This is a genomic window from Sphingopyxis sp., assembly GCF_035686825.1.
In the GTDB taxonomy this organism is placed as follows: Bacteria; Pseudomonadota; Alphaproteobacteria; order Sphingomonadales; family Sphingomonadaceae; genus Sphingopyxis.
This window is the reverse complement of the sequence record NZ_DASRYZ010000003.1, coordinates 776,275-799,978: the sequence shown is the minus strand read 5'-3', so window position 1 is coordinate 799,978 and position 23,704 is coordinate 776,275. Positions and strand designations below refer to the sequence as shown.

The window sequence follows — 23,704 nt, the reverse complement described above, 5'->3', positions numbered from 1 at the left end:
CGGCGGCGAGGCATAGCGGGCGCGTCATGCTGCGCCTGATACTAGCTGTCGGGCGGCGCGAGCGCATTCGCGGGGCGTTCGTGCGCCGCGCGCCAGTCGGCGGGCCGGACAAAATCGCCTTGCCAGATTCCCCGCCGCTTCGCCTGCGCCTCGGCCTCTTCGACCATATAGGCGTCGCTGGTCGCGATCGCGCCGCCCAGCCGGACCATCTCGGCGCCGAGGTCGATCCCGTCGGGAAGCGGCCGGGTGCGGCAAGCGGCGAGGGTGCGGTCGTAATGATCCTTCGCCGCGATTTCGCAATGGAGCGGCCCGCGCCCGGCGAGCTTTACGAGCATCGCGCGCGCCTCGCGGCCGCAGGGCCACCGGCTTGCATTGGCGCGCGCGCAATCCTGCCGATATTCGGCTGCGTCGATCCCGGTCAGGCGAATCGTCAGCGTGCTGTCGTCATGCCGCACCGTCAGGCTGTCGCCGTCGATGATATGGACAAGCGGCACCGTCGCGACCGGTGCCGGCAACCAAACCCACGCCGCCAGCGCCAAACCCGCGAGCAACAGCAATGCGATGAGCGAACGCAGCCGCCGCCGCCATCGCAAACGAGTGAGGGGAGACGGAGCGCGGATCATGGCCCCCGAGTGCGCCCGCGGCTGCCGGGTTGGCAAGTCCGAATAAGATATTGACGAGGAGAACAAATCATGTCCAAAATGGACCATTCCGTTCCGGCCGACCTACCGGCGACTCATGCTAATCGCGCGCTTGGGTCCGGATTGGCGGCAAACAGGAACGAACAAAAGGTGAATGACGCCGGAATGACGACATAGTTACGCCAAGGTGGAGCGATGGAAACGGGGGCTGCAGCATGATGGACCAGAGGACGCAAATCGACTTCGACACGTCGGTTCTTCCGGATCGCGGTTTTCATTCGGGTGAGGTCTGGGCAGGGACGCAATCCAGGGGTTCGATCCCCCAGGCTGTCGCGTCGCCGCTGTTGTTCGTCGGAACCCGCGCGGATTTGCCCGATATTGCCGACCTCTCCGACATACGGGTGGCCGGAACGGTCGCGGCATCGGAGGCGGCGAGCCATATCCGGCGGACCGATACGCTCGACATCATCTGGCTGGCGGCATCGGACGCGGTGGAGAGCGAGATGCTGGCCGATATTTGCGCGGCAGCGGGCGAGCAGGGATGCAACCTGATTTGCGAAACCGCTTTGTCGGCGCTCGACCGAATTGTCGCGGCCATTCCCGCATCGATCGAGGTCCAGCTACTCGTCGACGCCGATGCGGCCGACAAGCTCGTCGCGCTCGCGGCGGCGCGGCGCACGCGGTACGGGGCGGTCCACGATATCGCCCGCGACGACGCGATGGAACGGATTGACCGGCTGCAAGAGGAAGTCGCGCGCATTTCCCGCCTTCTCGGCGACCTTGCGGGACAGCGGAGCGGTCTTCCCGGCACGCCGACCGGCTTCGTGCCATGGGACGCGGATTCGGCAGCGTCAGAGCAGGTTCGCGCGCCAACGCGCGACTATGCGGCCATGCCGCGCAGCTTCATTCCCGAAGACCGAACGCTCGACCGGCAGCGCGCGAAAGCGGTGCGGCGGATGCTGCGCCAGCGGCGGATGCGCGAGCAATATTTCCCCGCCGACCTGTTCGCCGATCCGGCGTGGGACATGTTGCTCGACCTGTATGCCGCGCGGCTCGAGCGCCAGCCGGTGTCGGTGTCGAGCCTGTGCATCGCGGCCGCTGTTCCCGCGACGACGGCGCTGCGCTGGATCAAGACGATGACCGACGCGGGCCTCTTCGTTCGCGAGGCCGATCCGCACGACGGCCGCCGCATCTTCATCGCGCTGGCCGAGGGAGCCCATGATGCGCTTTCCCGCTATTTCGAGGCGCTCGACGAATAGCGATGGCCCGGCTCCGAACGGCGCGCTAGCCTCGCCCGATGAAGAACGAAGCCGAAGTGGTTGTGAACGACCGGATGCAGAGGGGCTACCGTTACACGCGCGCGGCGCCAATGGGGCGGGCGTTCGATCCCGATTTCGAACCCGAACTCACCCCCGCGGAAATGCTGAAACTGGGCGTGTTCTGCGGGAAATATATGACCGACTGTGCGGCCGAATTCCCCGCGAGCTGGTTCGAGGAAGGGAAGCTTGCGCCACAATCTCCCGATTGTTCGCTGAACTATTTCGGCGTTCGGGCGAGCGTGCCGCTCCGCATCTGGATCGAAAAGGGCTGGATCCATCCCGACGATCCGCGGGGCTGGTTCCAATGGTATTGCCGCTATTATTCGGGGCGGCGGATGCCGGACGAAGATCGCCGGCAGATTGCGCGATGGCGCGCGTTCCGGCGTCATGCGGCGCAAGTGCGCAAGCACTGCGAGCCCGGCGATCCCTTTTGCCGCCCGAAGCAACGCCAGGCGCTGCTCCAATGGGCGTACGACAGCCGGGATATCTAGTCGGGTTTAAGAGGTGATTTCCCTTGCCGCTCCCGCACACTATGTAGGCGCCGCACGCAAGGGAGTTTCCACCGAATGCCGATCATGGCCGCCCGCCTCTATCATGACGGCAAGCTCGTCCGCGACCTCGGCCCGGACGAGGCGATCCCGGAGGATTGCGACACCGGCGATTTCTTCTGGCTTGGCCTCTACGAGCCGACCCCGGAAGAGCTTGCCGGCATCGCCAAGCGGTTCGGCCTGCATCCGCTGGCGGTCGAGGACGCGCTGAAGGCGAACCAGTTGCCCAAGGTCGAAACCTATGGCGACCAGCTGTTCATCATCACCCGAACCGCCAATCTCGACGGCGATACGATCCAGCCGGGCGAAACCGCCTTTTTTATCGGCCCGCATTTCTTCGTCAGTGTCCGCCACGGATCGGCGCGAACGCACACCGATGTTCGGGCGCGGCTCGAAAGCCTGCCGGCGAAACTCGCGCACGGCCCCGATTATGTTCTCTATGCCGTGCTCGATTTCATCGTCGATGGCTATTTCCCGGTGATCGATGCGATCGAGGAACGGATGTTGGCGGTCGAGGACAGCGTGATGGACACCCCGCTTGATGCCGCTGAAATCCGCCACCTTTACAAGCAACGGCATGAGATCATCCGCTTCCAGCGGCCGGTCGGGATGATGAAAGAGGTCGCCGGCCGCCTGACCACGGACGATGATCTACCCAATATCGACCCCGCGGTGCGTCCCTTCTATCGCGACGTCTGGGACCATGTGCAGCGCGCCGAATATCGCCTCAACGGGCTGCGCGACATTGCCGCGTCGGTCATCGAGACCAACGGCATGCTCGAACAGCAGCGTCAGGGCGTGATCACCCGCCAACTCGCCGCCTGGGCCGCGATCCTCGCGGTTCCGACCGCGATCGCGGGCATTTACGGCATGAATTTCGAGTTCATGCCCGAACTCGGCTGGGTCTTTGGCTATCCGCTGATCGTCGGCGCGATGGGCGCGATCTGCCTCACGCTCTATTGGCGCTTCAAACATATCGGCTGGCTCTGACCGCGGGCGACCCATCGCTTGCCAGCGACGACGGCTTGTGGCAGGGCGCGCACCTCCCTGATGGCGACATCTTTGGGGGCGCTTAGCTCAGTTGGTAGAGCATCTCGTTTACACCGAGAGGGTCGGCGGTTCGAGCCCGTCAGCGCCCACCACGAACCTTCCTTTCGATCGCGCGTTGGCGCTAGCGGGCCCTTGATCGCGCGAAAGGAACATTCATGCCGACCAAACTCGACGGCTCGTGCCGGTGCGGCGCGGTGCGCTTTTCGGTGATGAGCCATACGCCGGTTCCGTATCAGCTGTGCTATTGTTCGATCTGCCGCAAGCAGCAGGGCGGCGGCGGCTATGCGATCAACCTCGGCGCCGACGCGACGAGCCTGACGATCGAGGGCGAGGAGCATCTGGGCCTTTATCGCGCGCGGATCGAGGATGACGAACATTCGGCATGCAAGCTGTCCAGCGGCGAGCGGCGTTTCTGCCGTGGGTGCGGATCGGCACTGTGGCTTTACGACCCGAACTGGCCCGATCTCGTCCATCCCTTCGCGAGCGCGATCGATTCGGAGCTTCCGACGGCGCCGTCGCGTGTGCATCTGATGCTCAAATATAAGGCGAGCTGGGTCGAACCCGCCATTGGACCCGGCGATGCGGCGTTCGACCTTTACCCTGAAAAATCGATCGAAGAATGGCACAAGGCCGAGGGTGTCTGGGTCGCTTGATCTCGCGTCCGACGAGGTTAAGGGGAAAGTTATCGGAAAGGTCGCCCCATGAAAAAACTGTTCCTCACATTCGCCCCGGCGCTGCTCGCTTTTGCTCCGTCCGCGCTGGCCGCACCGAAGCAGGGCGATGTAATCATCCGTCATGTCTCGATCGTCGATGTCGAAGCGGCGAAGACGATCGCCGGGCAGGCGGTGGTGCTGAAAGGCGACGATATCGTCGCGGTGGGCGCCGATGGCGCGATTGCAAAAGACTGGCACGCGGCGCGAACGATCGAGGGCAAGAAGCGCTATCTGATCCCCGGCCTTTGGGACATGCACGTCCATTTCGGCGGCGGGCCCGACCTGATCGAAGAGAATAAGGCGCTGCTGCCGCTCTATGTCGCGAACGGCATCACCACGATCCGCGACTGTTCGGGAGATATGCCCGAGCAGGTGCTCGCCTGGCGCGGCGAGATTGCGAGCGGCAGCCTGTTCGGCCCGCGCTTGCTGACATCGGGGGCAAAGATCGAGGGGATCGCGCCGGTGTGGAAGGGCACGATCGAGGTCGGCAGCGAGGCCGATGTCGATGCGGCGCTCGACCGTTTGAAGAACCGCGACAAGGTCGATTTCGTCAAGATCACCGACAGCACGCTGAAACCCGAACTCTTCCTTTATGCGCTGCGGCAGGCGAAGATTCTCGGCCTCAAGACGTCGGGGCACATCCCGATGGCGCTGACCGTCGATCAGGCGGTCGACGCGGGGATCAGTTCGATCGAGCATCTCGACTATGCCTATAATGCCGGCGCGAAGGACGAAGCCGCGATCGCCGCCGATTTCGCCGCCGGGCGCATCGACCGCGCGGAAGCGAACCGCCGGCTGGACGCGGGGTTCGACCGCGACACCGCGATGGCGGCGTATCGCCGCTTTGCCGCCAAGGGCGTGTTCGTGACGCCGACGCTCAACGGCAGCCGCATCATCGCCTATCTCGACCGCGACGATCATTCGAAGGACGAAGGGCTTGCCTATATCGGGCCGAAGCTGCGCAAGACCTATGATTGGCGGATCGAGCGTGCGGCCAAGGCCGATGCGGCGGCGATCGTGGCACGGCACAAGCAGATCGAGGATGTGGCGACGATCCTGCCGATGCTCGCCGAAGCGGGGGTACCGATCATCGCGGGGACCGATGCCGGCTTCCTCAACAGCTTCAACTATCCCGGGTTCGGGCTGCACGACGAGATCGAGCTTTTCACGGCGAAAGGCCTGACACTCGCGCAGGCGCTCGCTTCGGCGACGCGTGCGGGACCGGCATGGTTCGGGCAGCTCGATCGTTATGGGGCGATCAAACCTGGAATGGCGGCCGACCTCGTGCTGCTCACCAAGAATCCGCTCGAGGACAGCGCCGCCACGCGCGCTATCGATACGGTGGTGCTGCGCGGAATGGTCCAGGATCGCGCGACGCTCGACAAGATGCTCGCCGATACGCGGGCGAAGGTCGCGGCGTGGAACGCCGAGGGGGCGGCGCGTTAAGGGATTACGGCGCGCGACGCTTGCCGTGCGCGCCAGACGCTCCAAAGCGTGAACAGGCCCATCCCGGCCCATATGACGTTGAGCACGGCCGAGGGCAGCGCGCCGTTGTAGCCCGAATTGACGATGAAGCCCCCGGCGCCGATCACATTCATCCACTGATAGAAATAACTGCGCCCCTCGAGCTTGCCGAGCGACAGCAGGATATAGGCGGCGAGGATGATCGCGGCGGCGGTCCAGCCGATCACTTCGATGACGATGACCTCCGCGTCCATGCGGCCCTTCTCCAAATGAAAACGCCCGCCCCGGTGAGGGGGCGGGCGCTCATAGCATCAGCGGTGCGCGGCGTCAGGCCGCGAGTTTGCGCAGCACATAGTGCAGGATGCCGCCGTTCATATAATATTCGACCTCGTTCGCGGTATCGATGCGGCAGAGCGTGTCGAAGGCGAAGGTCGAGCCGTCGGCGCGGGTGACGTTCACCGCCACCGTCTGGCGCGGCTTCAGGTCCGCGACGCCGGTGATCGTGAACTGGTCGTCGCCGGTCAGGCCCAGCGTCTCGCGGCTCTGGCCTTCGAGGAACTGCAGCGGCAGCACGCCCATGCCGACGAGATTCGAGCGGTGGATGCGCTCGAAGCTTTCGACGATCACCGCGCGGACGCCGAGCAGGTTGGTGCCCTTCGCCGCCCAGTCGCGCGATGAGCCGGTGCCATATTCCTTGCCGGCGATGACAACGAGCGGCGTGCCGTCGGCCTTGTGGCGCATCGCGGCGTCGTAGATCGGCATGACCTCGGCGCCATAGCGCGACATGCCGCCCTCGATGCCGGGGACCATTTCATTCTTGATGCGGATGTTGGCGAAGGTGCCGCGCATCATGACGTCGTGGTGGCCGCGGCGGGCGCCGTAGCTGTTGAAGTCGGCCTTGCTAACCTGATGTTCCATAAGCCATTTTCCGGCCGGCGAGTCCGCCTTGATGCTGCCGGCGGGGGAAATATGGTCGGTGGTGATGCTGTCGCCGAGGATCGCGAGTGGTTTGGCGTCGATGATGTCGGCGACCGGCGCCGGGGTCATCGACATGCCCTCGAAATAGGGCGGGTTCGCCACGTAAGTCGAGCCCGCGCGCCACTGATAGGTGTCACTGCCCTCGACCGAAATCTTCTGCCAATGCTCGTCGCCCTTGTAGACATGGGCGTAGCGCGCCTCGAACATGTCGCGGTCGACCGCGCCCTGCACCGTCTCGGCGACTTCCTGGTTGGTCGGCCAGATGTCCTTGAGGAACACGTCGTTGCCCGACTGGTCCTGCCCGATCGGCGTGGTGGTGAAATCCTCGATCACCGTGCCCTTCAGCGCATAGGCGACGACGAGCGGCGGCGAGGCGAGGAAGTTGGCGCGCACGTCGGGCGATACGCGGCCTTCGAAGTTGCGGTTGCCCGAGATCACCGCCGCGGCGACGAGGCCATTCTCGTTGATCGCCTTCGAAATCGGCTCGGCGAGCGGGCCCGAGTTGCCGATGCAGGTCGTGCAGCCATAGCCGACGAGGTTGAAGCCGATATTGTCGAGATGCTTTTGCAGCCCGGCCTTTTCGAGATAGTCGGTGACCACCTGCGACCCCGGGGCGAGCGAGGTCTTGACCCACGGCTTGGGCTTCAGCCCCAGCGCGTCGGCCTTTTTCGCGACGAGCCCCGCGGCGACGAGCACGCCGGGGTTCGAGGTGTTGGTGCAGCTGGTGATCGCGGCGATGGTGACGTCGCCGTCGCCGATGTCGAAATCCTTGCCCTCGACCGGCACGCGCGCCTGCGCCTTGTTGTATACCTTCGCCATGTCGGCGTTGAACACATCGTCGACCTCGGGAAGCGAGACGCGGTCCTGCGGACGCTTCGGCCCCGCGAGCGACGGGACGACGGTGCCAAGGTCGAGTTCGAGCGTGTCGGTGAACACCGGGTCGGCGGCACCCTCGACGATCCACAGCCCCTGCGCCTTGGCATAGGCCTCGACCAGCGCGATATTCTCTTCGCTGCGGCCGGTCAGGCGCATATAATCGAGCGTCTTGTCGTCGACGCCGAAGAAGCCGCAGGTCGCGCCATATTCGGGCGCCATGTTGGCGAGCGTCGCGCGGTCGGCGAGGCTCAGCGAGGCGAGGCCGGGGCCGAAATATTCGACGAAGCGGCCGACGACGCCGCGCTCGCGCAGCATCTGCGTCGCGGTGAGCACGAGGTCGGTCGCGGTGACGCCCTCTTTCAGCTTGCCGGTGAATTTGAAGCCGACGACTTCGGGGATCAGCATCGACACGGGCTGGCCGAGCATCGCGGCCTCGGCCTCGATCCCGCCGACGCCCCAGCCGAGCACGCCGAGCCCGTTGATCATCGTCGTGTGGCTGTCGGTGCCGACGCAGGTGTCGGGATAGGCGACGGTTTCACCCGACGCGTCTTCGCTCGACCACACCGCCTGCGCGATATGCTCGAGGTTGACCTGGTGGCAGATGCCGGTGCCCGGGGGCACCGCCTTGAAATTGTCGAGGCTCTTCGATCCCCATTTCAGGAAGTCGTAACGTTCGCCGTTGCGATAATATTCGATCTCGACATTCTGTTCGAACGCCTTGGGGTGGCCGAATTCGTCGACCATCACACTGTGGTCGATGACGAGGTGAACGGGAACGAGCGGGTTGATTTTCGACGTGTCGCCGCCGAGCGTCGCGATCGCGTCGCGCATCGCGGCGAGGTCGACGACGCAGGGAACGCCGGTGAAATCCTGCAGCAGCACGCGCGCCGGGCGATACTGGATCTCGCGGTTCGAATGCGGGTCCTTCTGCCAGTCGACGAGCGCCTGCACGTCATCCTTCGACACGGTGAAGCCGCCATCCTCGAAGCGCAGCAGATTTTCGAGCAGCACCTTCATCGAAAAGGGCAGGCGCGAAACGTCGCCGAGCTTGGCCGCGGCCTTGTCGAGCGAATAGTACGCGTACTTCTTATCGCCGACGTCGAGCGTCGAGCGGGTTCCCAGCGTGTCGTGGCCGGTGGTGGTCATAGGATTGCAGTCCCCATGTTGGCGCGGCGGGGAATGACGGCCGGTGCCCGTTCGGGAGAGCGGAGCTAAGCGGAGTCGCACGCGCAGGTTTATGTTGGCGCCGCCTTACGCCGAGGGTGGGGAAATGCAAGGGGGTGGGGGGGAGATGATGTTCCCTCACCCCCTTTGCGAGCGTCCAATATTCAGTCCGGCAAAGGCCGCACCGCGCGGGGCCTTCGGTCGGGGCCGACCGCGACGAAGATGAAGACCGCCTGCGTGACCTTGTGCGCTTCGTCGGCATGGCGGTCGCGCGCCCAGGTTTCGACCTCGACGTGCATCGAGGTGCGTCCGACCTTGACGAGGCGGCCGAAGACCGAGACCTCGTCGCCGACGAAGACGGGGCGGTGGAAGGACATGCCCTCCACCGAGATCGTCACCGCGCGGCCGCGCGCGTGGAGCGACGCGACCGACGAGGCGGCGAGGTCCATCTGCGCCATCAGCCAGCCGCCGAAAATATCGCCATAGACATTGGCGTTGGCGGGCATGGCGGTGACGCGGACGGCGGGAAGGGCGCCCGGCATCGCTTCGGGAGCGGCGTCACTTGGCAAGATAGGCCTCCTTCACGCGCGCGCGGGCGCGCATCGATTTCGCGGCGGCGACCATCGCGATCAGCGCGGGGCGCACCTCGTTCCATCTGCGCGTCTTGAGCCCGCAGTCGGGATTCACCCATAGCTGTGCGGGCGGGACATGCTTTGCGGCGAGGGTGAGGAGGTCGGTCATCTCGCGTTCCGCGGGGATGCGTGGGCTGTGGATGTCGTAGACGCCGGGACCGACCTCGTTCGGATAGGCATAGCTGGCGAAGGCGTCGAGCAGCTCCATCTGCGATCTTGCGGTTTCGATCGAGATGACGTCGGCGTCCATCGCGCCGATCGCACGGATGATGTCGTTGAATTCCGAATAGCACATATGTGTGTGGATCTGCGTGTCGTCGCGGACGCCCGCGGCGGCGATGCGGAAGCTTTCAACCGCCCAGTCGAGGTAGTGCTGCCATTCGGAGCGGCGGAGCGGCAGGCCTTCGCGCAAGGCCGCCTCGTCGATCTGGATGATCGGGGCGCCGGCGGCTTCGAGGTCCGCCACCTCGTCGCGGATCGCGAGCGCGATCTGGCGGCAGCTTGCCGCGCGTGGTTGGTCATCGCGGACGAAGGACCAGTTGAGGATGGTGACGGGGCCGGTGAGCATGGCCTTCATCGGCAAGCCGGTCTGTTCCTGCGCAAAGCGCCACCAGTCGACGGTCATGGGTTCGGGGCGCGAGACGTCGCCGTAGAGGATCGGCGGGCGGACGCAGCGTGAGCCATAGCTTTGCACCCAGCCGGCGCGGGTGAAGGCGAAGCCGGCGAGTTGCTCGCCGAAATATTGCACCATGTCGTTGCGCTCGAACTCGCCGTGGACGAGGACGTCGAGGCCGATTTCCTCCTGCCACTTGACCGCGGCGCGCGTTTCGACGCGGAGATATTGGGCGTAAGCCGCGTCGTCGATCTCGCGCCGGATATGCGCGGCGCGCGCCTTGCGGACCTCGGGGGTCTGCGGGAAGCTGCCGATCGTGGTGGTAGGGTATGCGGGGAGGTTGAGCCGTCGCTGTTGCGCTTCGCGGCGCGCGGCGAAGGGGGAGGCGCGGTGCGTGGCGCTTTCGTCGAGCGCGGCAAGGCGGGCGGCGACGGCGGGGTCGTGGATTTTCGGTGAGGTCGACCGCGCGACCGCGGCGATGCGCGAGGCGGAGAAGGCGGCGAAGCTTGCGTCCTCGCCCTCGTTGAGCGCTTTCGCAAGCGCGGCGAGTTCCTCGACCTTTTGCGCGGCGAAGGCGAGCCACTGGGCGATTTCGGGGTCGAGCGCGGTTTCGAGCGCGAGGTCGACGGGGACGTGGAGGAGCGAGCAGGAGGGCGCGAGGATGAGGTCGCGCTTTCCGGCGAGGGTCTTGAGGCGCCAGTAGAGATTGGGGAGGTTGGCGCGCCAGATATTGCGGCCGTCGATCACGCCGAGCGACAGCAAGACGTGCGGCTGGAGCTTTGCCAGCACGGGTTCGAGCTGATCGGGCGCGCGGACGAGGTCGAGGTGGAGGCCGTGGACGGGCAGCTCGGCGACGAGATCGAGATTGTCGCCGAGGCCGCCAAAGTAGGTGGTGAGCATCAGCTTGGGCCCGCGCGTCGCGAGGCTGGCATAGGCGCGCTCGAAGGCGGTGCGCTGGTCGCCCGTCAGGTCGAGCACGAGGCAGGGTTCGTCGATCTGCACCCACTCGGCGCCGAACGCGGCGAGGCGGGCGAGGATTTCGGCGTAGGTTTCGAGTAGCTGGGGCAGCAGCGCGAGCGGTTCGACCGCTTTGCCCTTGGCGAGCATCAGATAGCTGACGGGGCCGAGGAGGACGGGGCGCGTCGCATAGCCGAGCGCCTTCGCTTCTTCAAATTCGTCGAAGATCTTGGTCGAGGCGATGCGGAAGCTCTGGCCGGCGGTGAGTTCGGGGACGAGGAAATGATAGTTGGTGTCGAACCATTTGGTCATTTCCATCGCGGTCGTGTCGCCGCCGTGGGTATGGCCGCAAGCGGCGGGCGCCTGCGCGCCGCGCGCCATCGCGAAATAGAGGTCGGGATCGACGGTCGCGCCGCTCCAGTCGTAGCGCGACGGGACCGCGCCGACGAGCGCGCTTGTGTCGAGGACATGGTCGTAGAGCGAGAAGTCGTTCGAAGGCAGGATGTCGGCGCCGAGCGCCTTCTGCCGCGCCCAGCCCACCGCGCGAAGGCCCGTGGCGGCGATCTGCAATTCGGCGAGCGAGGATTTGCCCGCCCAGTAATTTTCGAGCGCGAATTTGAGCTCGCGGCGGAGGCCGATGCGGGGGAAGCCGAGGGTGGCGACGCTGACAGTCATGTTTCAAGCACCTTGCGATGGGCAAGGCGCCGGGCAGACGCGTAGGCACGGGGACCCGCACCCGCGAGGCAAGGTCGGGCGCAGCCATGCTTGCGGCCTGACCGGACACCCCGCCGGAGGACGTATCTGACGAGGCAGGTCTCCTGGCTCGCGGGTCCATGCTGCGGTCGGGCCTTCCCGGTTCCTTGCCGAACCAGTGACACATGATGACCGCCGCTCGCCGCTTACAGTTGCGGGGGCAGCGCCGGATTCGTCCCTGTCGGGACCCACCGGCTTCCCGTCTTAGCTTCGTGCCGCACGGGCGACGCGAAGAACCTCGACAGCTTTCAGGATATTCCTTTCGTGCAGCTTGTCAATCATCATATAAAGAATTCTTTATATCAAACTTCATGGTCCAAATTTCTTCTTTCCTACATTATCCAAATAGGTTCAAAATAATTCAGATTCATTCCAAGTGATTCGGGAGATGGAGCTATGGGGCGTAAGGTGGCGCGGGGTTCGCGGGGGAAATCGGGAGAAAACGGTGGGGGCGGGAATGGTGCTCACCCCGCTGCGACTAGCCAGCGAGCTGGCAAGTCTCGCACCCCCTCCCGCAAGCGGGAGGGGATTCAGGGGGGCGCCGAGGGGGCCAAGAAGGAAAATCCCTTCATGCCCGGGCTGCGCATTCGCGAGGATGGGTGGACCGTGGCGCGGACGCGGACGTTTCTTGCCGTGCTGGCGCAGTCGGGGTGCGTCACCGATGCGGCGCGGGTGGCGGGGATCAGCCGCAAGTCGGTCAATGACGCGCGCCGTCGCTTTGACGCGTTTGATCGCGCCTGTTCGACCGCGCTGGCGCGCGCGCTGCGCGGATTGCAGGCGGTCGCCTATGAACGCGCGGTGGTGGGGCGCGAGATGGTGGTGATCCGGGGCGGCAAGGAGGTCGAGCGGCGGATCGTGCCGTCGGACGCGATGCTCGGGCTGCTGCTGAAGCGCGGCGAGCTGGGAGAGGGCGGCGCGGCGGGGACAAGGTACCGGCGCTATGACGGCGATGCGGCGATCAGCGCCGAGGAGCATCTGGCGGGCTGGCGCTTCGACGGCGGGGGGATCAAATATTTCCATCCGGGCAGCGCGACAGAGAAGCTGCTCGGCAAGCTCGACCGGATGCGCGCGGCGCACGCCGCCGAGAAGGCCGGGGAGGAGGCCGCGACGGGCTTGTGCATGCGCTGCGGCCAGTTGGCGGCGGGCGAGGCGCTCGCGCGGCTCGCGGCCGAGCGCGCGCGCGAGGCGGGCGGCGCCGATCCGGGCGGGGGCGATGCGGGCGGCGGCGACCGGGGCGGGCGCGACGCCGCTAGCGGTTGAGCGCGTCGTTGATCGTGGTGAAGATGCCCGCGAGGCTGAGCCCGAGCATCTGGAAGGCGATGAGGCAGGCGAGCGAAATCAGCGCGGCGATCAGGCCATATTCGATGGCGGTCGCGCCCTTCTGGTCCTTGATCAACCCCGTTCGCGGCATGGCCCGCATATCCCTGTCCCCCGTTCCGTCGCTTCGGTCGCGGTGCGGGAATAGCGCGGCGGGGTCGCGATTTTGCTGCGGAACAGGCTTAACGCGCGGATAAGCCGGTATTAATCGAAGGCTCAGCCGCCCGCCATGCTGCGCACCGGCTTGGGGGCGAAGGCGCGGACGCGGTTGCGGCCGCTACGCTTGGCTTCGTAGAGCGCCTGATCGGCCTGTTGCATCAGCGCCGACAGGCCGGCGGCGGGGGCGCCGATCGCGATGCCGAAGCTCGCGGTGGGGCAGAGGCTGGCGGGGATGCGGCCGGCGCAGGCGGCGGCGAGGCCGGTGCGGACCGCCTCGGCGAGCTGGCGCGCCGCCTCGACCCCCGCGCCGGGGACAAGCAGCGCGAACTCTTCGCCGCCGATGCGCCCCGCGACCATTTCGGCGGGGCCGATCAGCCGGACGTGCGCGCCGAAGGCGGCGATGATCGCGTCGCCGACCGCGTGGCCGTGATTGTCGTTGACCGATTTGAAGCGGTCGAGGTCGGCGATGATCAGCGCGACGGGCGCGCGCTCTTCGAGGCAGCGGCGGAGCGCGGCCGCCGCCTGCGCCTCGAACCCGCGGCGGTTGAGCAGGCCCGAGAGATCGTCGGCGTCGACCTCGCGGCGGAGTTCGGCGATCTGGTCGAGCGCGACCGCGACCATCAGGCTGATCGCCGCGACGATCGACACCATCGCCTGGCTGAACTGGACGGTGGTCCAATAGACCGACTGCTGGAAGCCGACATAATCGTCGAAGCCGCCGTGGAGCGAGAGCAGGACGACGGGGCGGACGATGAGGTTGAGCGCCGAGATCGCCGCGACCCAGAAGAGCACGCGGTCGATGAGGTGGCGCTTTTCGAGCGGCCAGAGCGCGGCGACGACCATGATCGCGATGATCCCGGCGCCGATGCTGATCGACAGGATGCGCGCGGCGATGCTCGGGCTGCCGATCAGGAACCAGAGGAAAACCGCGGTCGCGACGCCGGTGGTCGCGGCCATCGCGCGCCACGGCACGGGGAGCGCATAGCGTTTGATGATCGCGGCGGCGAAGAGCACGCCGGTCATCAGGAAGAGGAAATTGGCGGGGAGCCGCTGCAGCTCCATCGGCAGGACCGGGCCGACGTCCTGGATCAGGAAGGCGAGCGCGGTGGCGGTATAGGCGCCGGCGGCATAGGCGACATAAGGCTCGCGCCGGTTCAGCCACAGCAGGAAAAAGGCGACCGCGAACAGGAGGCCGATGCCCGGATTGAGCAGCGAGATGAAAAATTGTCCGTTCACACTACCGCTTTCTGCCCCCGCCCCCCGGGGGTAGCAGGACATGGATAACAAGTGGTTACTTTTCGGGGAGTTAAGTCACGGTTACGCGGTGCCGCGCACGACGAGGTGGACGGGGATGCGGGTGCCGCTGCGCGTGCGTTCGTCGTCCTCGAGCGCCATCGCGACGAGCGCCTCGCCCGCGGCGTCGAGGTCGGGCTCGAGCGTGGTGAGCGCGGGGTCGGCGAGGGTGCCGGCGCGGATGCCGTCGAAGCCGATCAGCGCGACGTCCTGCGGCACGCGGCGGCCGGCGTCCTTGAGGCCCTGGAGCACGCCCAAGGCGAGCATGTCGCTGGCGGCGAAGATCGCGTCGGTTTCAGGATGCGCTTCGAGGAGGGCCTGCACCGCGGCGACGCCCTGCGCGTGGCGGTCGGCGGCGGCGGGGGGCTCGGCGACGACGGGGGTGAGGCCGTGGAGGCCGAGCGCGGCGGTGAAGCCGTCGCGGCGCTCGTCGAACTGGCGCTGCGGCGACTGCTGCGGCCCGACGAAGGCGATGTGGCGGCGGCCGGTGGCGATAAAATGCTCGGCGGCGAGCTGGCCGCCGATGTCATTCTCGCTGCGCATCCAGTGGAAGGGGCTGCCCGGACTGCCCCAGCAGACGAAGTCGAGGCCTGACGATTGTGCGGCGGCGAAATAGTCCCACGCCGGACGGTTGCTGGTCGTGCCGATGACGATCATCGCGTCGGCGAGCCCCGAGGCGACGAAATCGGCGCGGAAATTGTCGGCATTTTCCTGGAACGAAACGAGCAGGTTGAAGCCGCGCGCCGAGGTCGCGGCGGCGATGCTGCCGAGCAGTGCGAAATAGAAGGGGTTGATCGCGCTGCGATCCTCGCCCGGACGGCAGATGGTGACGAGCGCGATCGTCTCGCTGCTTTTCAGGCGCAGCGACGAGGCGTGGCGGTCGACGACATAACCGAGCTCTCGCGCGGCGGCGGAGACGCGCGCGCGCGTCTCGGCGTTGACGCCGGGGCTGTTGCGCAAAGCGCGCGAGACGGTCGATTGCGACACGCCGGCGCGCTCGGCGACGTCGAACGATGTGGGACGCAGCATCTTTCCGTTCACCTCTCGCCTCTCCCCCCTTGCGCCGTCTGTTGCCGCGAGCGCGTGGGTTGTCAATCGGCGAGGCCATCCAGTGCAAGCAGCGCGAAGCTCGCGAGCCAATGCTCGCCCATATAGTCGCCGGTGACGTGCGGGAGCGCGGCGGCGAGGTGGCGCTCGGCCGCGGCGGTGGCGACCGGGCTGGCGGGGTGAGCGGGGCCCAGCGCGGCGGCGATGGCGCGCCAGCTCCACGCGCGGCTGAGGTTGAGGCCGTCGAGATGCGCGATCTTGCCGTCGCTGCGGTCGGAGACGGTCGCGGGGGTGAAGAGCGTCGCGGGTTGCTGCGTGGCGGCACGCGGGAGGAAGGCGTCGAACCAGCGGGGGAAATCGCCGCCGAGGACGGCCGCCATCAGATGCGCTTCGGTGAGCGCCGAGGAAAGGAATTCGTCGCCGCCGGGCTCCCACGCCTGGCAGTCGCGGTCGGCACCGAACCATTCGTCGGCGCGGGCGTCGATGAGGGTGACGAGCGCGGGATCGCGGGTTTCGGCCCAGTGGCGCGCGAGGAGCAAGGCGAAGGCGATGTTGAAATGGGTGCCGACGCGCAAGGGATAGGTGAGTTTGGGCAGGAAGGTATGGAAGCGTTCGGCGAAGGCGAGGGCGAGCGGTTCGAGCGCGGCGGCCCAGGGGGCGTCGTGGCGTGCGGCCTCGGCGTGGAGCGCGAGGAGCCACGCCCAGCCGTAGGGGCGCTCGAAGGCGGCCGAATAAGGGCGATCGAGGAAGGCGCGTTCGCCCGCGACCTTTTCGGGGACGAGCATTTCGCCGGCGCGCGCGCGGATTTGGGCGGCGACGGGCAGGTCGGGAAAACGGCGCGCGAGGCGGAGGATCTGCCACCAGCCGTGGACGCAGCTGTGCCAGTCGAAGCTGCCGTGGAAGATCGGATGATGCTCGCGCGGGGGCTTGGCGTCCTCGGGGCCGACGAGGACGAGGTCCATCTTGTACGGATATTCGCGGCCGAGGTGCGCGAGGGTGGCGGTGGCGAAGCGGGTGGCGTGAGTGGCGGTGAGGTGCATTCCGTCGTCCTAGTCGAGATGATCCTCCCTGTCGCGCAGCGATGGGGAGGTGGCAGCGCGAAGCGCTGACGGAGGGGCAGTAACGCGGCCCCTCCACCGCTCGCTTCGCGAGCGGTCCCCCTCCCCACGGCTTCGCCGCAGGGAGGATCTTTAGAAAGCGAAGAGCCAGATGAAGACGATGTTCACCGCGAGCAAAGGCACCGCCGTCCCGATCTGCGCCTTGATCACACCATAGGGGTTTTTGAGTTCGAGCAGCGCCGCTGGGACCAAATTGAAGTTCGCCGCCATCGGGGTCATCAGCGTGCCGCAGAAGCCCGCGAGCATGCCGATCGCCGCGACGACCGCGGGGTCGCCGTCATATTGCTCGATCAGCAGCGGCATGCCGACCGCGGCGAGCATCACCGGGAAGGCGGCGAAGGCGTTGCCCATCACCATGGTGAACAGCGCCATGCCGAGCCCGAAGGCGAGCGTCGCGCCGAACAGGCTGCCTTCGGGGATTGTCGTGCCGATGAGGTCGCCGACCACCTCGCCGACCCCGGCGAGCGCGAAGACCGCGCCGAGGCTCGCGAGCATCTGCGGCAGGATCGCGGCCCAGCCGACCGCGTCGAGCAGGCGGCGGCCCTGCTCGAGCGGAAGCAAAGGCGGCGGTTTGAGGCGCGCCATGCCGACGCCAAGCGCGATCAGCACGCCGATACCGAGCGAGATGAGCGTCGCCTGCTTGGGGTCGGCGAGGCCGGGGACCCATTTGAACAGGAAGGTGCCCGCGAGCGCGACCGCGGGGATGATCAGCGCGACGAGGAGCAGGAAATTGCCGTGGCGCGCGGCGCGTTCCGCCTGAACGTCGGCGGGGACATCGCCGCCCGGCGCGCGGCCGATCTGGCCGGTGCCGGCTATGGCGACGAGGGCGAGGACGAGCAGGCCGTTGCCGAAATCGCCGAGGCGGTCGCCCGCGAGCATCGACAGCGCGAGCAGGCCCCAGAAGGCGGCGTTGCCGAAGCGTTTCGGGTTGCTGCGGTCGAGAAGGCCGAGCGTGGCGAAGAGTGCGAAGGTGACCCCCGCGAGGATATAGACGAAGCCGAGCGTGATCATGCGCCCGCCTCCTGCTTCTTCATTCGCCGTTCGAGGCGGCGGAGGCGGAGGCCGTGGATGATGAAGGCGGCGATCGCGGTCGGGATCGCCCAGAGCGAGAAGTGCAGCGGCTCGATGATATAGCCATAGCCTTCGAGTACGCCCTTCATCAGCAGGATCGAGCCGATCGCGAGGAAGATATCCTCGCCGAAAAAGAGGCCGACATTGTCGGTCGCGGCGGCGAAGGCCTTGACCTCCTCGCGCTGGTCTTCGGTGAGCGCGTCGTTCTTCGCCTCGGCGGCGGCTTCGGCCATCGGCGCGACGAGCGGGCGGACGGTCTGCGGATGCCCCGCGACCGAGGTGAGGCCGACCGCCGCCATCGCCTGCCGGAGAAGCAGATAGGAGGTGAGCAGGCGGCCGAGCGTTGCGCCCTTCATGCGGCCGATCAGGCTGCGCGCATGTTGTTGCAGGCCATAAGCTTCGAGCAGGCCGATGACGGGGAGGACGATCCAGACGATGCTGACATAGCGCGTGTCGTTGAACGCCTTGCCGAAGGCGGCGATGATCGCGGTGACGTCGAGCCCCGCGGCGAGCCCGGTCGCGAGCGCCGAGGCCATGATCACGAGCAAAGGATTGAAGCGGAGCAGGAAGCCCGCGATGATGATGAGGATGCCGATCAGGACGAGCATGATTGCACCCCTCTTTCGTCATTCCCGCGAAAGCCGGAGCCCAGCGAGCCAGCGCCGCAACTCGGTTCCCGCTTTCGCGGGAATGACGAAGTTTTAGGTGGCGCAAATCTCAATCTATTCTCCCCCCGCTTTCCCATAGCCCCCGCCGCCGGGCGTTTCGATCACGAACGCGTCGCCTGCCGCTAGTTCGGCGCTGCCCGTCGCCGCCAGCATCTCGACCGAGCCGTCGGCGCGTTCGACCCAGTTGCGGCCGGGTGCGGCGTCGGCGCCGCCCGCGAGGCCCTTTGGCGCGATCTTGCGGCGATTGGCGAGGATGTTCGCGGCCATCGGTTCGCGGAAGCGGATGCGGCGGGTGGCGCCGTCGCCGCCGTGCCATTGTCCCGCGCCGCCCGAGCCTTTGCGGATCGAGAACTCCTCGACGATCACCGGGAAGCGCGTTTCCATCACTTCGGGATCGGTCATGCGGCTGTTGGTCATATGCGTCTGGATCACGCTGGTGCCGTCGAAGCCGGGGCCGGCGCCCGAGCCGCCGGCGATCGTCTCATAATATTGGTGAGCGTCGTTGCCGAAGGTGAAATTGTTCATCGTCCCCTGCGCGGGCGCCATCGCGCCGAAGGCGGCGAACAGCGCGTCGGTGATGACCTGGCTCGTCTCGACATTGCCCGCGACGACCGCGGCGGGATAGCTTGGGGAAAGCATCGAATCGTCGGGAACGGTCAGCGTGACGGGGGCGAGGCAGCCCTCGTTCATCGGGATCGGGTCGTCGAGCATGGTGCGCAGCACATAGAGGACGGCGGCGCGGACGACGGGCATCGGGGCGTTGAAATTGTCGGGGAGGGTGGCGCTGGAGCCGGTGAAGTCGATCGTGACGTCGCGCGCTTCGCGGTCGACTGTGACGGCGACCGCGACCACGGCGCCATTGTCCATCGCGTAGCCGAACTGGCCGTCGTCGAGGCGGGCGATCAGCTGGCGCACCGCGACTTCGGCCTGGCGCTGGCCGTGCGCCATATAGGCGGCGACGGTCGCGGCGCCGTGCGCGGCGCTGAGGTCGGCGAGCGCGCTCGCGCCGCGCTGGCAGGCGGCGACCTGCGCCTTCAAATCGGCGATGTTGAGCGCGGGGTTGCGTGCGGGCCAGTCGCCCGACGTGAGGTGCGTATGGACATCGGCGTCGAGGAAATTTCCGTCGTCGACGATCAGCCTGTTGTCGAAGAGGATGCCTTCGTCGGCGATGCTCTTGCTGTCGGGGGGCATCGAGCCGGGGGCGATGCCGCCGAGGTCGGCGTGGTGGCCGCGCGCGGCGACGAAGAAGCTCGGGGTTTCGCCCTCTACGAACACCGGCATGATGACGGTGATGTCGGGAAGGTGGGTGCCGCCGTCATAGGGCGCGTTGAGTGCATAGGCGTCGCCGGGGCGGATACCGCGGCCGTCGATCGTCCTTTGCCGAAGGATGGTGCGGACGCTTTCGCCCATCGAGCCGAGATGGACGGGCATATGGGGCGCGTTGGCGACGAGGCTGCCGCTGCCGTCGAAGATCGCGCAGGAGAAGTCGAGCCGTTCGCGGATGTTGATCGACGAGGCGCTGTGCTGAAGCGCGCCGCCCATCTCCTCGGCGATCGCCATGAACAGGCTGTTGAAGATTTCGAGGCGGATCGGGTCGGGGGTCGCGAGGTCGTCGTGGGCGATTGCCGCGACCTCGGCCGAGCGGGTGCGCGCGAGGAGGAGGGTGCCTTCGGGCTGGACCTCAGCGCGCCAGCCCGGTTCGACCACCGTCGTCGACAGCGCATCGATGATGATCGCGGGGCCGGCAATGCTGCGGCCGGGGGCGAGGGCGCCGCGCTGATGGAGCGGGACGGCGTGCGCCGCGCCCGCGAGCCACGCGGTGACGGTCTCGGGTTCGGCCTCGGCGGCCGGCGCGGGAGGGGGCAGGGCGGCGGGCGCATCGCCCGCCTCGGTCAGCTCGACGCGGATGCGGTCGACGACCAGATTGGCGTGCGGGGCGTAGCCGAAACGCTGGCGGAAGGCGGCGGCGAAAGCCTGCCTGACCTCGGCGGGCGGAGCCAGCGCGAGTTCGATCGCATTGTCGCTGTCGGCGAGGCGGACGAAGAGCAGCGTTTCGCGGGTAGTCTCGGCTTCCGGGGAGAGCTCGGCGCGGGCCTGTTCGGCGAGCTCGGCTTCGGCGGTGGCGAGGGCGGCGGCACACTCTTTGTCGAGTGTCAGCGCCAGCGTGCGCTCGCGGATCGCCGAGGGCTGCGCGAGGCCCATGCCATAGGCCGAGAGCACGCCCGCGAGCGGGTGGAGCAAAATCTCGTCGACGCCGAGCGCGTCGGCGACGAGGCAGACATGCTGGCCCGCGGCGCCGCCGAACCCGACGAGGCTGTAGCCTTGCGTGACGTCGTGGCCGCGCGCGATAGTGATGCGCTTGATCGCGTTCGCCATCTGCTGGACCGCGATGGCGAGCAAGCCTTCGGCGAGCGCTTCGGGGGTGATATTACCGACCTCGGCGGCCATCGCGGCGAATTTCCGCACCACGACCTCGCGGTCGAGCGGCTGGTCGCCGTTCGGACCGAAGAGTTTGGGGAAGTGACCCGGCTGAATCTTGCCGAGCAGGACGTTGCAGTCGGTGACGGTGAGCGGGCCTCCGTTGCCATAGGCGGCGGGACCGGGATTGGCGCCGGCGCTTTCGGGGCCGACGAGCAGGCGCGCGCCGTCCCAGCGGCAGATCGAGCCGCCGCCCGCCGCCGCGGTGTGGATGCGCAGCATCGGGGCGCGGATGCGCGTGCCCGCGACTACGCCCTCGTTATCGCGTTCGAGGCGCCCGGCATAATGGCTGACGTCGGTCGAGGTGCCGCCCATGTCGAAGCCGATCAGCCGGTGCTTGCCGAGCGGCGCGGCGCTGCCGACCATGCCGACGATGCCGCCCGCCGGGCCCGAGAGGATCGCGTCGCGGCCGTGGAAGGCCGACGCGGCGGCGAGGCCGCCCGAGCTCTTCATGAATTGCGGGTCGACGCCGTCGCCGAGCTGGGCGACGAACTGGCGGACATAATGGTGGAGGACGGGCGAGAGATAGGCGTCGGCGAGCGTCGTGTCGCCGCGGCCAACGAGCTTGATCAGCGCGCTGACGTCGTGGCTGGTCGAGATTTGCTTGAAGCCGAGGTCGGCGGCGATGGCGGCGAGGCGCCGTTCGTGATCGGGGTAGCGGTAGCCGTGCATCAACACGATCGCGATGCTCGAAAGGCCGCGGTCGCGCGCGGCTTGCAGGGATGCGCGCGCGGCTTCCTCGTCGAGCGGGGTCGGGATGGTGCCGTCGGGGGCGACGCGCTCGGCGATCTCGGCGACCTCGGCATGCGGCGGCGGCGTACGGTCGAGCCGGCGCGCGAACAGCTCGGGGCGGTCCTGATAGCCGATCGTCAGCGCGTCGCCGAAGCCGCGCGTGATCGCGAGCAAAGTCGGCTCGCCCTTGCGTTCGAGCAGCGCGTTGGTCGCGACGGTCGAGCCCATGCGGATCGCGAGCGGGGGGAGCGCGCCGCTGCCGGCGCCGGTGAGGTCGCGGATCGCATTGACCGCGGCGTCGCCGGGACGCGCGGGGTCCTCGGAGAGATATTTGGTCGTGACGACGGCACCGTCGGGACGCCGCGCGACGACATCGGTGAAGGTGCCGCCGCGGTCGATCCAGATATGCCAGCGGTCGTCAGTCGGGGGTGCCATTGTCGGGCCAGCGAATGACGATGGCGAGGCGCTTGTCAACCGCGGTGCGGCTCCAGCTGCCCTTCAATTGCCGCTCGATCAGGGTGCGGATGAACTGGGTGCCGAAGCTTTCGCTTTCGATATCGGGGGTTTCGGCGAGGTCGCTTTCGGTCCAGTCGAGTTCGATGTCGCCATCGTCGCGGTGCCAGCCGACCGTGAGATGTCCCTGGCCCGCGAGCGCGCCATATTTGATGCTGTTGGTAACGAATTCGTGGATCGCGAGCGAGATCGCTTGCGCCCCCTCGTCGTCCAGGCGAACGTGGGGCCCCGAAATGCCCGCCAGCTGCTGTTCCGACACCCCGGCGAGATCGAGTTCGCGGTGGATGATCTGGCCGAGCTCGACGCTGCCGACCGCGCCGGTGACGAGCATCTGCTTGGCGTCGGACAACGCGCGCATGCGGCCGTCGAAGCGCGCCTCGAAATCCTCGAGGCTTGTCGATTCGCGCAGCGTGATGCGCGCGAGCGCGCCGATGCGCGCGAAGGCGTTCTTCATCCGGTGCGCCATCTCGCCGATCATCAGCTCGCGGTCGGCGGCGTGGCGCGCCTGTTCGTCGGCGAGCGCCTGGAAGGCGCCGACGCGGCGTTGCTGGAGGCGGTGGAGCTGCATCGCGAGCAGCATGATCGCGAAGCCGAAGAGGAAGATGCCGAAGGGCCGGCCAATCCGTTCGAGCAGCCGGCCGTAGGAGATGCGCATCGTCCATTGCCGGTCGCCGACGCGGAGTTTCTGTTCGTGGGTATCCCAACCCATTTTGCCGTGGCTGAAGACGAGCGGCGCCGACGGGCCTTCGCCCGCAAAGATTTCCAGCCCCCCGATCGTGTCGAGCTGCGACCCGAGCGCCGCGGTCATCAGGTCGTGGATCCGGAAGGGGGCGTAGACGAAGGCCTCGATCGGCCGTGCGTTCGGTGCGGTGGCGAAGGCGGCCGAAGGGGACGCGTCGCCGGAGGGTGCGGCCGGGCCGGACGCGGCGCGGCCCGCATAGATGGGGACGTAGATCAGGAAACCGGGTTGCCGCTTGGCGACGCCCTTTTCCTGGACGAGCTGGACGATGCCGCTCGCCGCGGGCTGGCCGGTCTGCCACGCGCGGCGCATCGCCTCGCGCCGGATGCGCTCGCTGTACATGTCATAGCCGAGCGCCTGGTCGCGGCGCGGCGTATAGGGTTCGACGAGGACGATCGGAAAGCCGATCGGCTGGCTGGTCGCGGGCCAGACGCGAATGTCGCGCCCGTAATTCTGGCGCAGCATCGCTTCGGCCGCCGCGGGCGTTCCCTGCCGCATCGCCACCGCGATACCGATGCCTTCCATCCCCGGCGCGTGGACCTGCGGCCGCAGCGACGCGAGATAGGCGCGGATGCCCGGACCGCTCGACTGGCTGTCCGATTGATAGAGGGCGCGCACGCCTTCGAGCACCGCGATATGATCGCGCAGCCGCATATTGACCTGCATCGCGACGCGGTCGGCGCGATCGGCCTCTTCGCCGCGGTTGTAGAGGAAGCTCGCCCCCGCAGCGAGCAGCGTGGCGACCAATATGACAAGACCCACGAAGCGGGCGGAGAACGCCAGCAGCCGATCGGCCCATGAAGAAGGGCGCATTAATTCATCCTGCCTGATGGCTGCCTTGGCAGCGCCCCCCTCCACCAC

The 23,704-nt window shown here is 67.3% G+C and carries 19 protein-coding genes, 1 tRNA gene and 1 riboswitch; of the genes, 7 read left to right on the top strand and 13 right to left on the bottom strand.

Annotation, left to right across the window (positions count from 1 at the left end; genetic code table 11):
• Positions 1 to 41: 41 nt before the first annotated feature.
• A complete protein-coding gene (locus tag VFG17_RS08415; RefSeq protein WP_325029004.1) occupies positions 42 to 623 on the bottom strand; it encodes a thermonuclease family protein in 582 nt (193 codons plus the stop codon).
• A 233-nt stretch (positions 624 to 856) separates the two neighbouring features.
• On the opposite strand from VFG17_RS08415, the gene VFG17_RS08410 reads away from it, so the two are divergent.
• From VFG17_RS08410 to VFG17_RS08385, 6 genes are all read left to right on the top strand, one after another.
• Positions 857 to 1,900, top strand: a complete 1,044-nt coding sequence (locus VFG17_RS08410; RefSeq protein ID WP_325029003.1) for a MarR family winged helix-turn-helix transcriptional regulator — start codon at positions 857 to 859, stop codon at positions 1,898 to 1,900.
• Between the two features lie 38 nt (positions 1,901 to 1,938).
• The gene (locus tag VFG17_RS08405; RefSeq protein WP_325029002.1) at positions 1,939 to 2,451 is read left to right on the top strand and encodes a hypothetical protein; all 513 of its coding nucleotides are present in this window, start codon (positions 1,939 to 1,941) and stop codon (positions 2,449 to 2,451) included.
• A 75-nt stretch (positions 2,452 to 2,526) separates the two neighbouring features.
• On the top strand, positions 2,527 to 3,498 hold the full coding sequence (locus tag VFG17_RS08400) for a magnesium and cobalt transport protein CorA (protein WP_325029001.1): 972 nt from the start codon (positions 2,527 to 2,529) through the stop codon (positions 3,496 to 3,498).
• A gap of 76 nt (positions 3,499 to 3,574) precedes the next feature.
• Positions 3,575 to 3,650: transfer RNA gene (locus VFG17_RS08395), tRNA-Val, on the top strand.
• Between the two features lie 63 nt (positions 3,651 to 3,713).
• Positions 3,714 to 4,211: a GFA family protein gene (locus VFG17_RS08390; RefSeq protein ID WP_325029000.1), complete on the top strand. Its 498-nt coding sequence runs from the start codon at positions 3,714 to 3,716 to the stop codon at positions 4,209 to 4,211.
• A gap of 48 nt (positions 4,212 to 4,259) precedes the next feature.
• A complete protein-coding gene (locus tag VFG17_RS08385; RefSeq protein WP_325028999.1) occupies positions 4,260 to 5,717 on the top strand; it encodes an amidohydrolase family protein in 1,458 nt (485 codons plus the stop codon).
• On the opposite strand, the gene VFG17_RS08380 is transcribed toward VFG17_RS08385, so the two are convergent.
• From VFG17_RS08380 to metE, 4 genes are all read right to left on the bottom strand, one after another.
• Positions 5,714 to 5,989: a CBU_0592 family membrane protein gene (locus tag VFG17_RS08380; protein WP_325028998.1), complete on the bottom strand. Its 276-nt coding sequence runs from the start codon at positions 5,987 to 5,989 to the stop codon at positions 5,714 to 5,716. The two genes, VFG17_RS08385 and VFG17_RS08380, sit on opposite strands and share 4 nt — an antisense overlap.
• Positions 5,990 to 6,062: 73 nt before the next feature.
• A complete protein-coding gene (acnA, locus tag VFG17_RS08375) occupies positions 6,063 to 8,735 on the bottom strand; it encodes an aconitate hydratase AcnA (protein ID WP_325028997.1) in 2,673 nt (890 codons plus the stop codon).
• Between the two features lie 182 nt (positions 8,736 to 8,917).
• On the bottom strand, positions 8,918 to 9,295 hold the full coding sequence (locus VFG17_RS08370) for an acyl-CoA thioesterase (protein ID WP_325029096.1): 378 nt from the start codon (positions 9,293 to 9,295) through the stop codon (positions 8,918 to 8,920).
• Positions 9,296 to 9,311: 16 nt separating this feature from the next.
• The gene (metE, locus tag VFG17_RS08365; protein ID WP_325028996.1) at positions 9,312 to 11,630 is read right to left on the bottom strand and encodes a 5-methyltetrahydropteroyltriglutamate--homocysteine S-methyltransferase; all 2,319 of its coding nucleotides are present in this window, start codon (positions 11,628 to 11,630) and stop codon (positions 9,312 to 9,314) included.
• Between the two features lie 116 nt (positions 11,631 to 11,746).
• Positions 11,747 to 11,964, bottom strand: a riboswitch (cobalamin riboswitch).
• A gap of 314 nt (positions 11,965 to 12,278) precedes the next feature.
• On the opposite strand from metE, the gene VFG17_RS08360 reads away from it, so the two are divergent.
• The gene (locus tag VFG17_RS08360) at positions 12,279 to 12,968 is read left to right on the top strand and encodes a hypothetical protein (protein ID WP_325028995.1); all 690 of its coding nucleotides are present in this window, start codon (positions 12,279 to 12,281) and stop codon (positions 12,966 to 12,968) included.
• On the opposite strand, the gene VFG17_RS08355 is transcribed toward VFG17_RS08360, so the two are convergent.
• The 8 genes from VFG17_RS08355 to VFG17_RS08320 form a co-directional block, all read right to left on the bottom strand.
• Complete coding sequence (locus VFG17_RS08355) at positions 12,958 to 13,119, bottom strand: Flp family type IVb pilin (RefSeq protein ID WP_325028994.1); 162 nt, start codon at positions 13,117 to 13,119, stop codon at positions 12,958 to 12,960. The genes VFG17_RS08360 and VFG17_RS08355 overlap by 11 nt on opposite strands.
• Positions 13,120 to 13,241: 122 nt before the next feature.
• The gene (locus VFG17_RS08350) at positions 13,242 to 14,420 is read right to left on the bottom strand and encodes a GGDEF domain-containing protein (protein ID WP_325028993.1); all 1,179 of its coding nucleotides are present in this window, start codon (positions 14,418 to 14,420) and stop codon (positions 13,242 to 13,244) included.
• 81 nt (positions 14,421 to 14,501) lie between these two features.
• A complete protein-coding gene (locus tag VFG17_RS08345) occupies positions 14,502 to 15,506 on the bottom strand; it encodes a LacI family DNA-binding transcriptional regulator (protein WP_325028992.1) in 1,005 nt (334 codons plus the stop codon).
• A 62-nt stretch (positions 15,507 to 15,568) separates the two neighbouring features.
• Positions 15,569 to 16,564 (bottom strand): DUF2891 domain-containing protein, encoded by a 996-nt coding sequence (locus VFG17_RS08340; RefSeq protein WP_325028991.1) that lies wholly within the window; start codon positions 16,562 to 16,564, stop codon positions 15,569 to 15,571.
• Positions 16,565 to 16,714: 150 nt separating this feature from the next.
• A complete protein-coding gene (locus VFG17_RS08335; protein ID WP_325028990.1) occupies positions 16,715 to 17,653 on the bottom strand; it encodes a DUF979 domain-containing protein in 939 nt (312 codons plus the stop codon).
• On the bottom strand, positions 17,650 to 18,321 hold the full coding sequence (locus VFG17_RS08330) for a DUF969 domain-containing protein (protein ID WP_325028989.1): 672 nt from the start codon (positions 18,319 to 18,321) through the stop codon (positions 17,650 to 17,652). The genes VFG17_RS08335 and VFG17_RS08330 overlap by 4 nt, the downstream gene beginning before the upstream one ends.
• Positions 18,322 to 18,435: 114 nt before the next feature.
• Entirely contained in the window at positions 18,436 to 22,026 is a 3,591-nt protein-coding gene (locus VFG17_RS08325) for a hydantoinase B/oxoprolinase family protein (protein ID WP_325028988.1), read from the bottom strand.
• Positions 22,010 to 23,656 (bottom strand): CHASE domain-containing protein, encoded by a 1,647-nt coding sequence (locus tag VFG17_RS08320; protein ID WP_325028987.1) that lies wholly within the window; start codon positions 23,654 to 23,656, stop codon positions 22,010 to 22,012. Before VFG17_RS08320 ends, VFG17_RS08325 begins: the two co-directional genes overlap by 17 nt.
• Positions 23,657 to 23,704 lie beyond the last annotated feature (48 nt).

What these genes read in the sequence shown, in the direction of transcription:
- VFG17_RS08370 (WP_325029096.1), bottom strand. Translation starts at nt 9,295, where the DNA reads ATGCCGGGCGCCCTTCCCGCCGTCCGCGTCACCGCCATGCCCGCCAAC.
- VFG17_RS08345 (WP_325028992.1), bottom strand. Translation starts at nt 15,506, where the DNA reads ATGCTGCGTCCCACATCGTTCGACGTCGCCGAGCGCGCCGGCGTGTCG.
- VFG17_RS08320 (WP_325028987.1), bottom strand. Translation starts at nt 23,656, where the DNA reads ATGCGCCCTTCTTCATGGGCCGATCGGCTGCTGGCGTTCTCCGCCCGC.
- VFG17_RS08340 (WP_325028991.1), bottom strand. Translation starts at nt 16,564, where the DNA reads ATGCACCTCACCGCCACTCACGCCACCCGCTTCGCCACCGCCACCCTC.
- VFG17_RS08325 (WP_325028988.1), bottom strand. Translation starts at nt 22,026, where the DNA reads ATGGCACCCCCGACTGACGACCGCTGGCATATCTGGATCGACCGCGGC.
- VFG17_RS08400 (WP_325029001.1), top strand. Translation starts at nt 2,527, where the DNA reads ATGCCGATCATGGCCGCCCGCCTCTATCATGACGGCAAGCTCGTCCGC.
- VFG17_RS08390 (WP_325029000.1), top strand. Translation starts at nt 3,714, where the DNA reads ATGCCGACCAAACTCGACGGCTCGTGCCGGTGCGGCGCGGTGCGCTTT.
- VFG17_RS08405 (WP_325029002.1), top strand. Translation starts at nt 1,939, where the DNA reads ATGAAGAACGAAGCCGAAGTGGTTGTGAACGACCGGATGCAGAGGGGC.
- VFG17_RS08335 (WP_325028990.1), bottom strand. Translation starts at nt 17,653, where the DNA reads ATGATCACGCTCGGCTTCGTCTATATCCTCGCGGGGGTCACCTTCGCA.
- VFG17_RS08410 (WP_325029003.1), top strand. Translation starts at nt 857, where the DNA reads ATGATGGACCAGAGGACGCAAATCGACTTCGACACGTCGGTTCTTCCG.
- acnA (WP_325028997.1), bottom strand. Translation starts at nt 8,735, where the DNA reads ATGACCACCACCGGCCACGACACGCTGGGAACCCGCTCGACGCTCGAC.
- VFG17_RS08355 (WP_325028994.1), bottom strand. Translation starts at nt 13,119, where the DNA reads ATGCCGCGAACGGGGTTGATCAAGGACCAGAAGGGCGCGACCGCCATC.
- VFG17_RS08330 (WP_325028989.1), bottom strand. Translation starts at nt 18,321, where the DNA reads ATGCTCGTCCTGATCGGCATCCTCATCATCATCGCGGGCTTCCTGCTC.
- VFG17_RS08385 (WP_325028999.1), top strand. Translation starts at nt 4,260, where the DNA reads ATGAAAAAACTGTTCCTCACATTCGCCCCGGCGCTGCTCGCTTTTGCT.
- metE (WP_325028996.1), bottom strand. Translation starts at nt 11,630, where the DNA reads ATGACTGTCAGCGTCGCCACCCTCGGCTTCCCCCGCATCGGCCTCCGC.
- VFG17_RS08380 (WP_325028998.1), bottom strand. Translation starts at nt 5,989, where the DNA reads ATGGACGCGGAGGTCATCGTCATCGAAGTGATCGGCTGGACCGCCGCC.
- VFG17_RS08415 (WP_325029004.1), bottom strand. Translation starts at nt 623, where the DNA reads ATGATCCGCGCTCCGTCTCCCCTCACTCGTTTGCGATGGCGGCGGCGG.
- VFG17_RS08360 (WP_325028995.1), top strand. Translation starts at nt 12,279, where the DNA reads ATGCCCGGGCTGCGCATTCGCGAGGATGGGTGGACCGTGGCGCGGACG.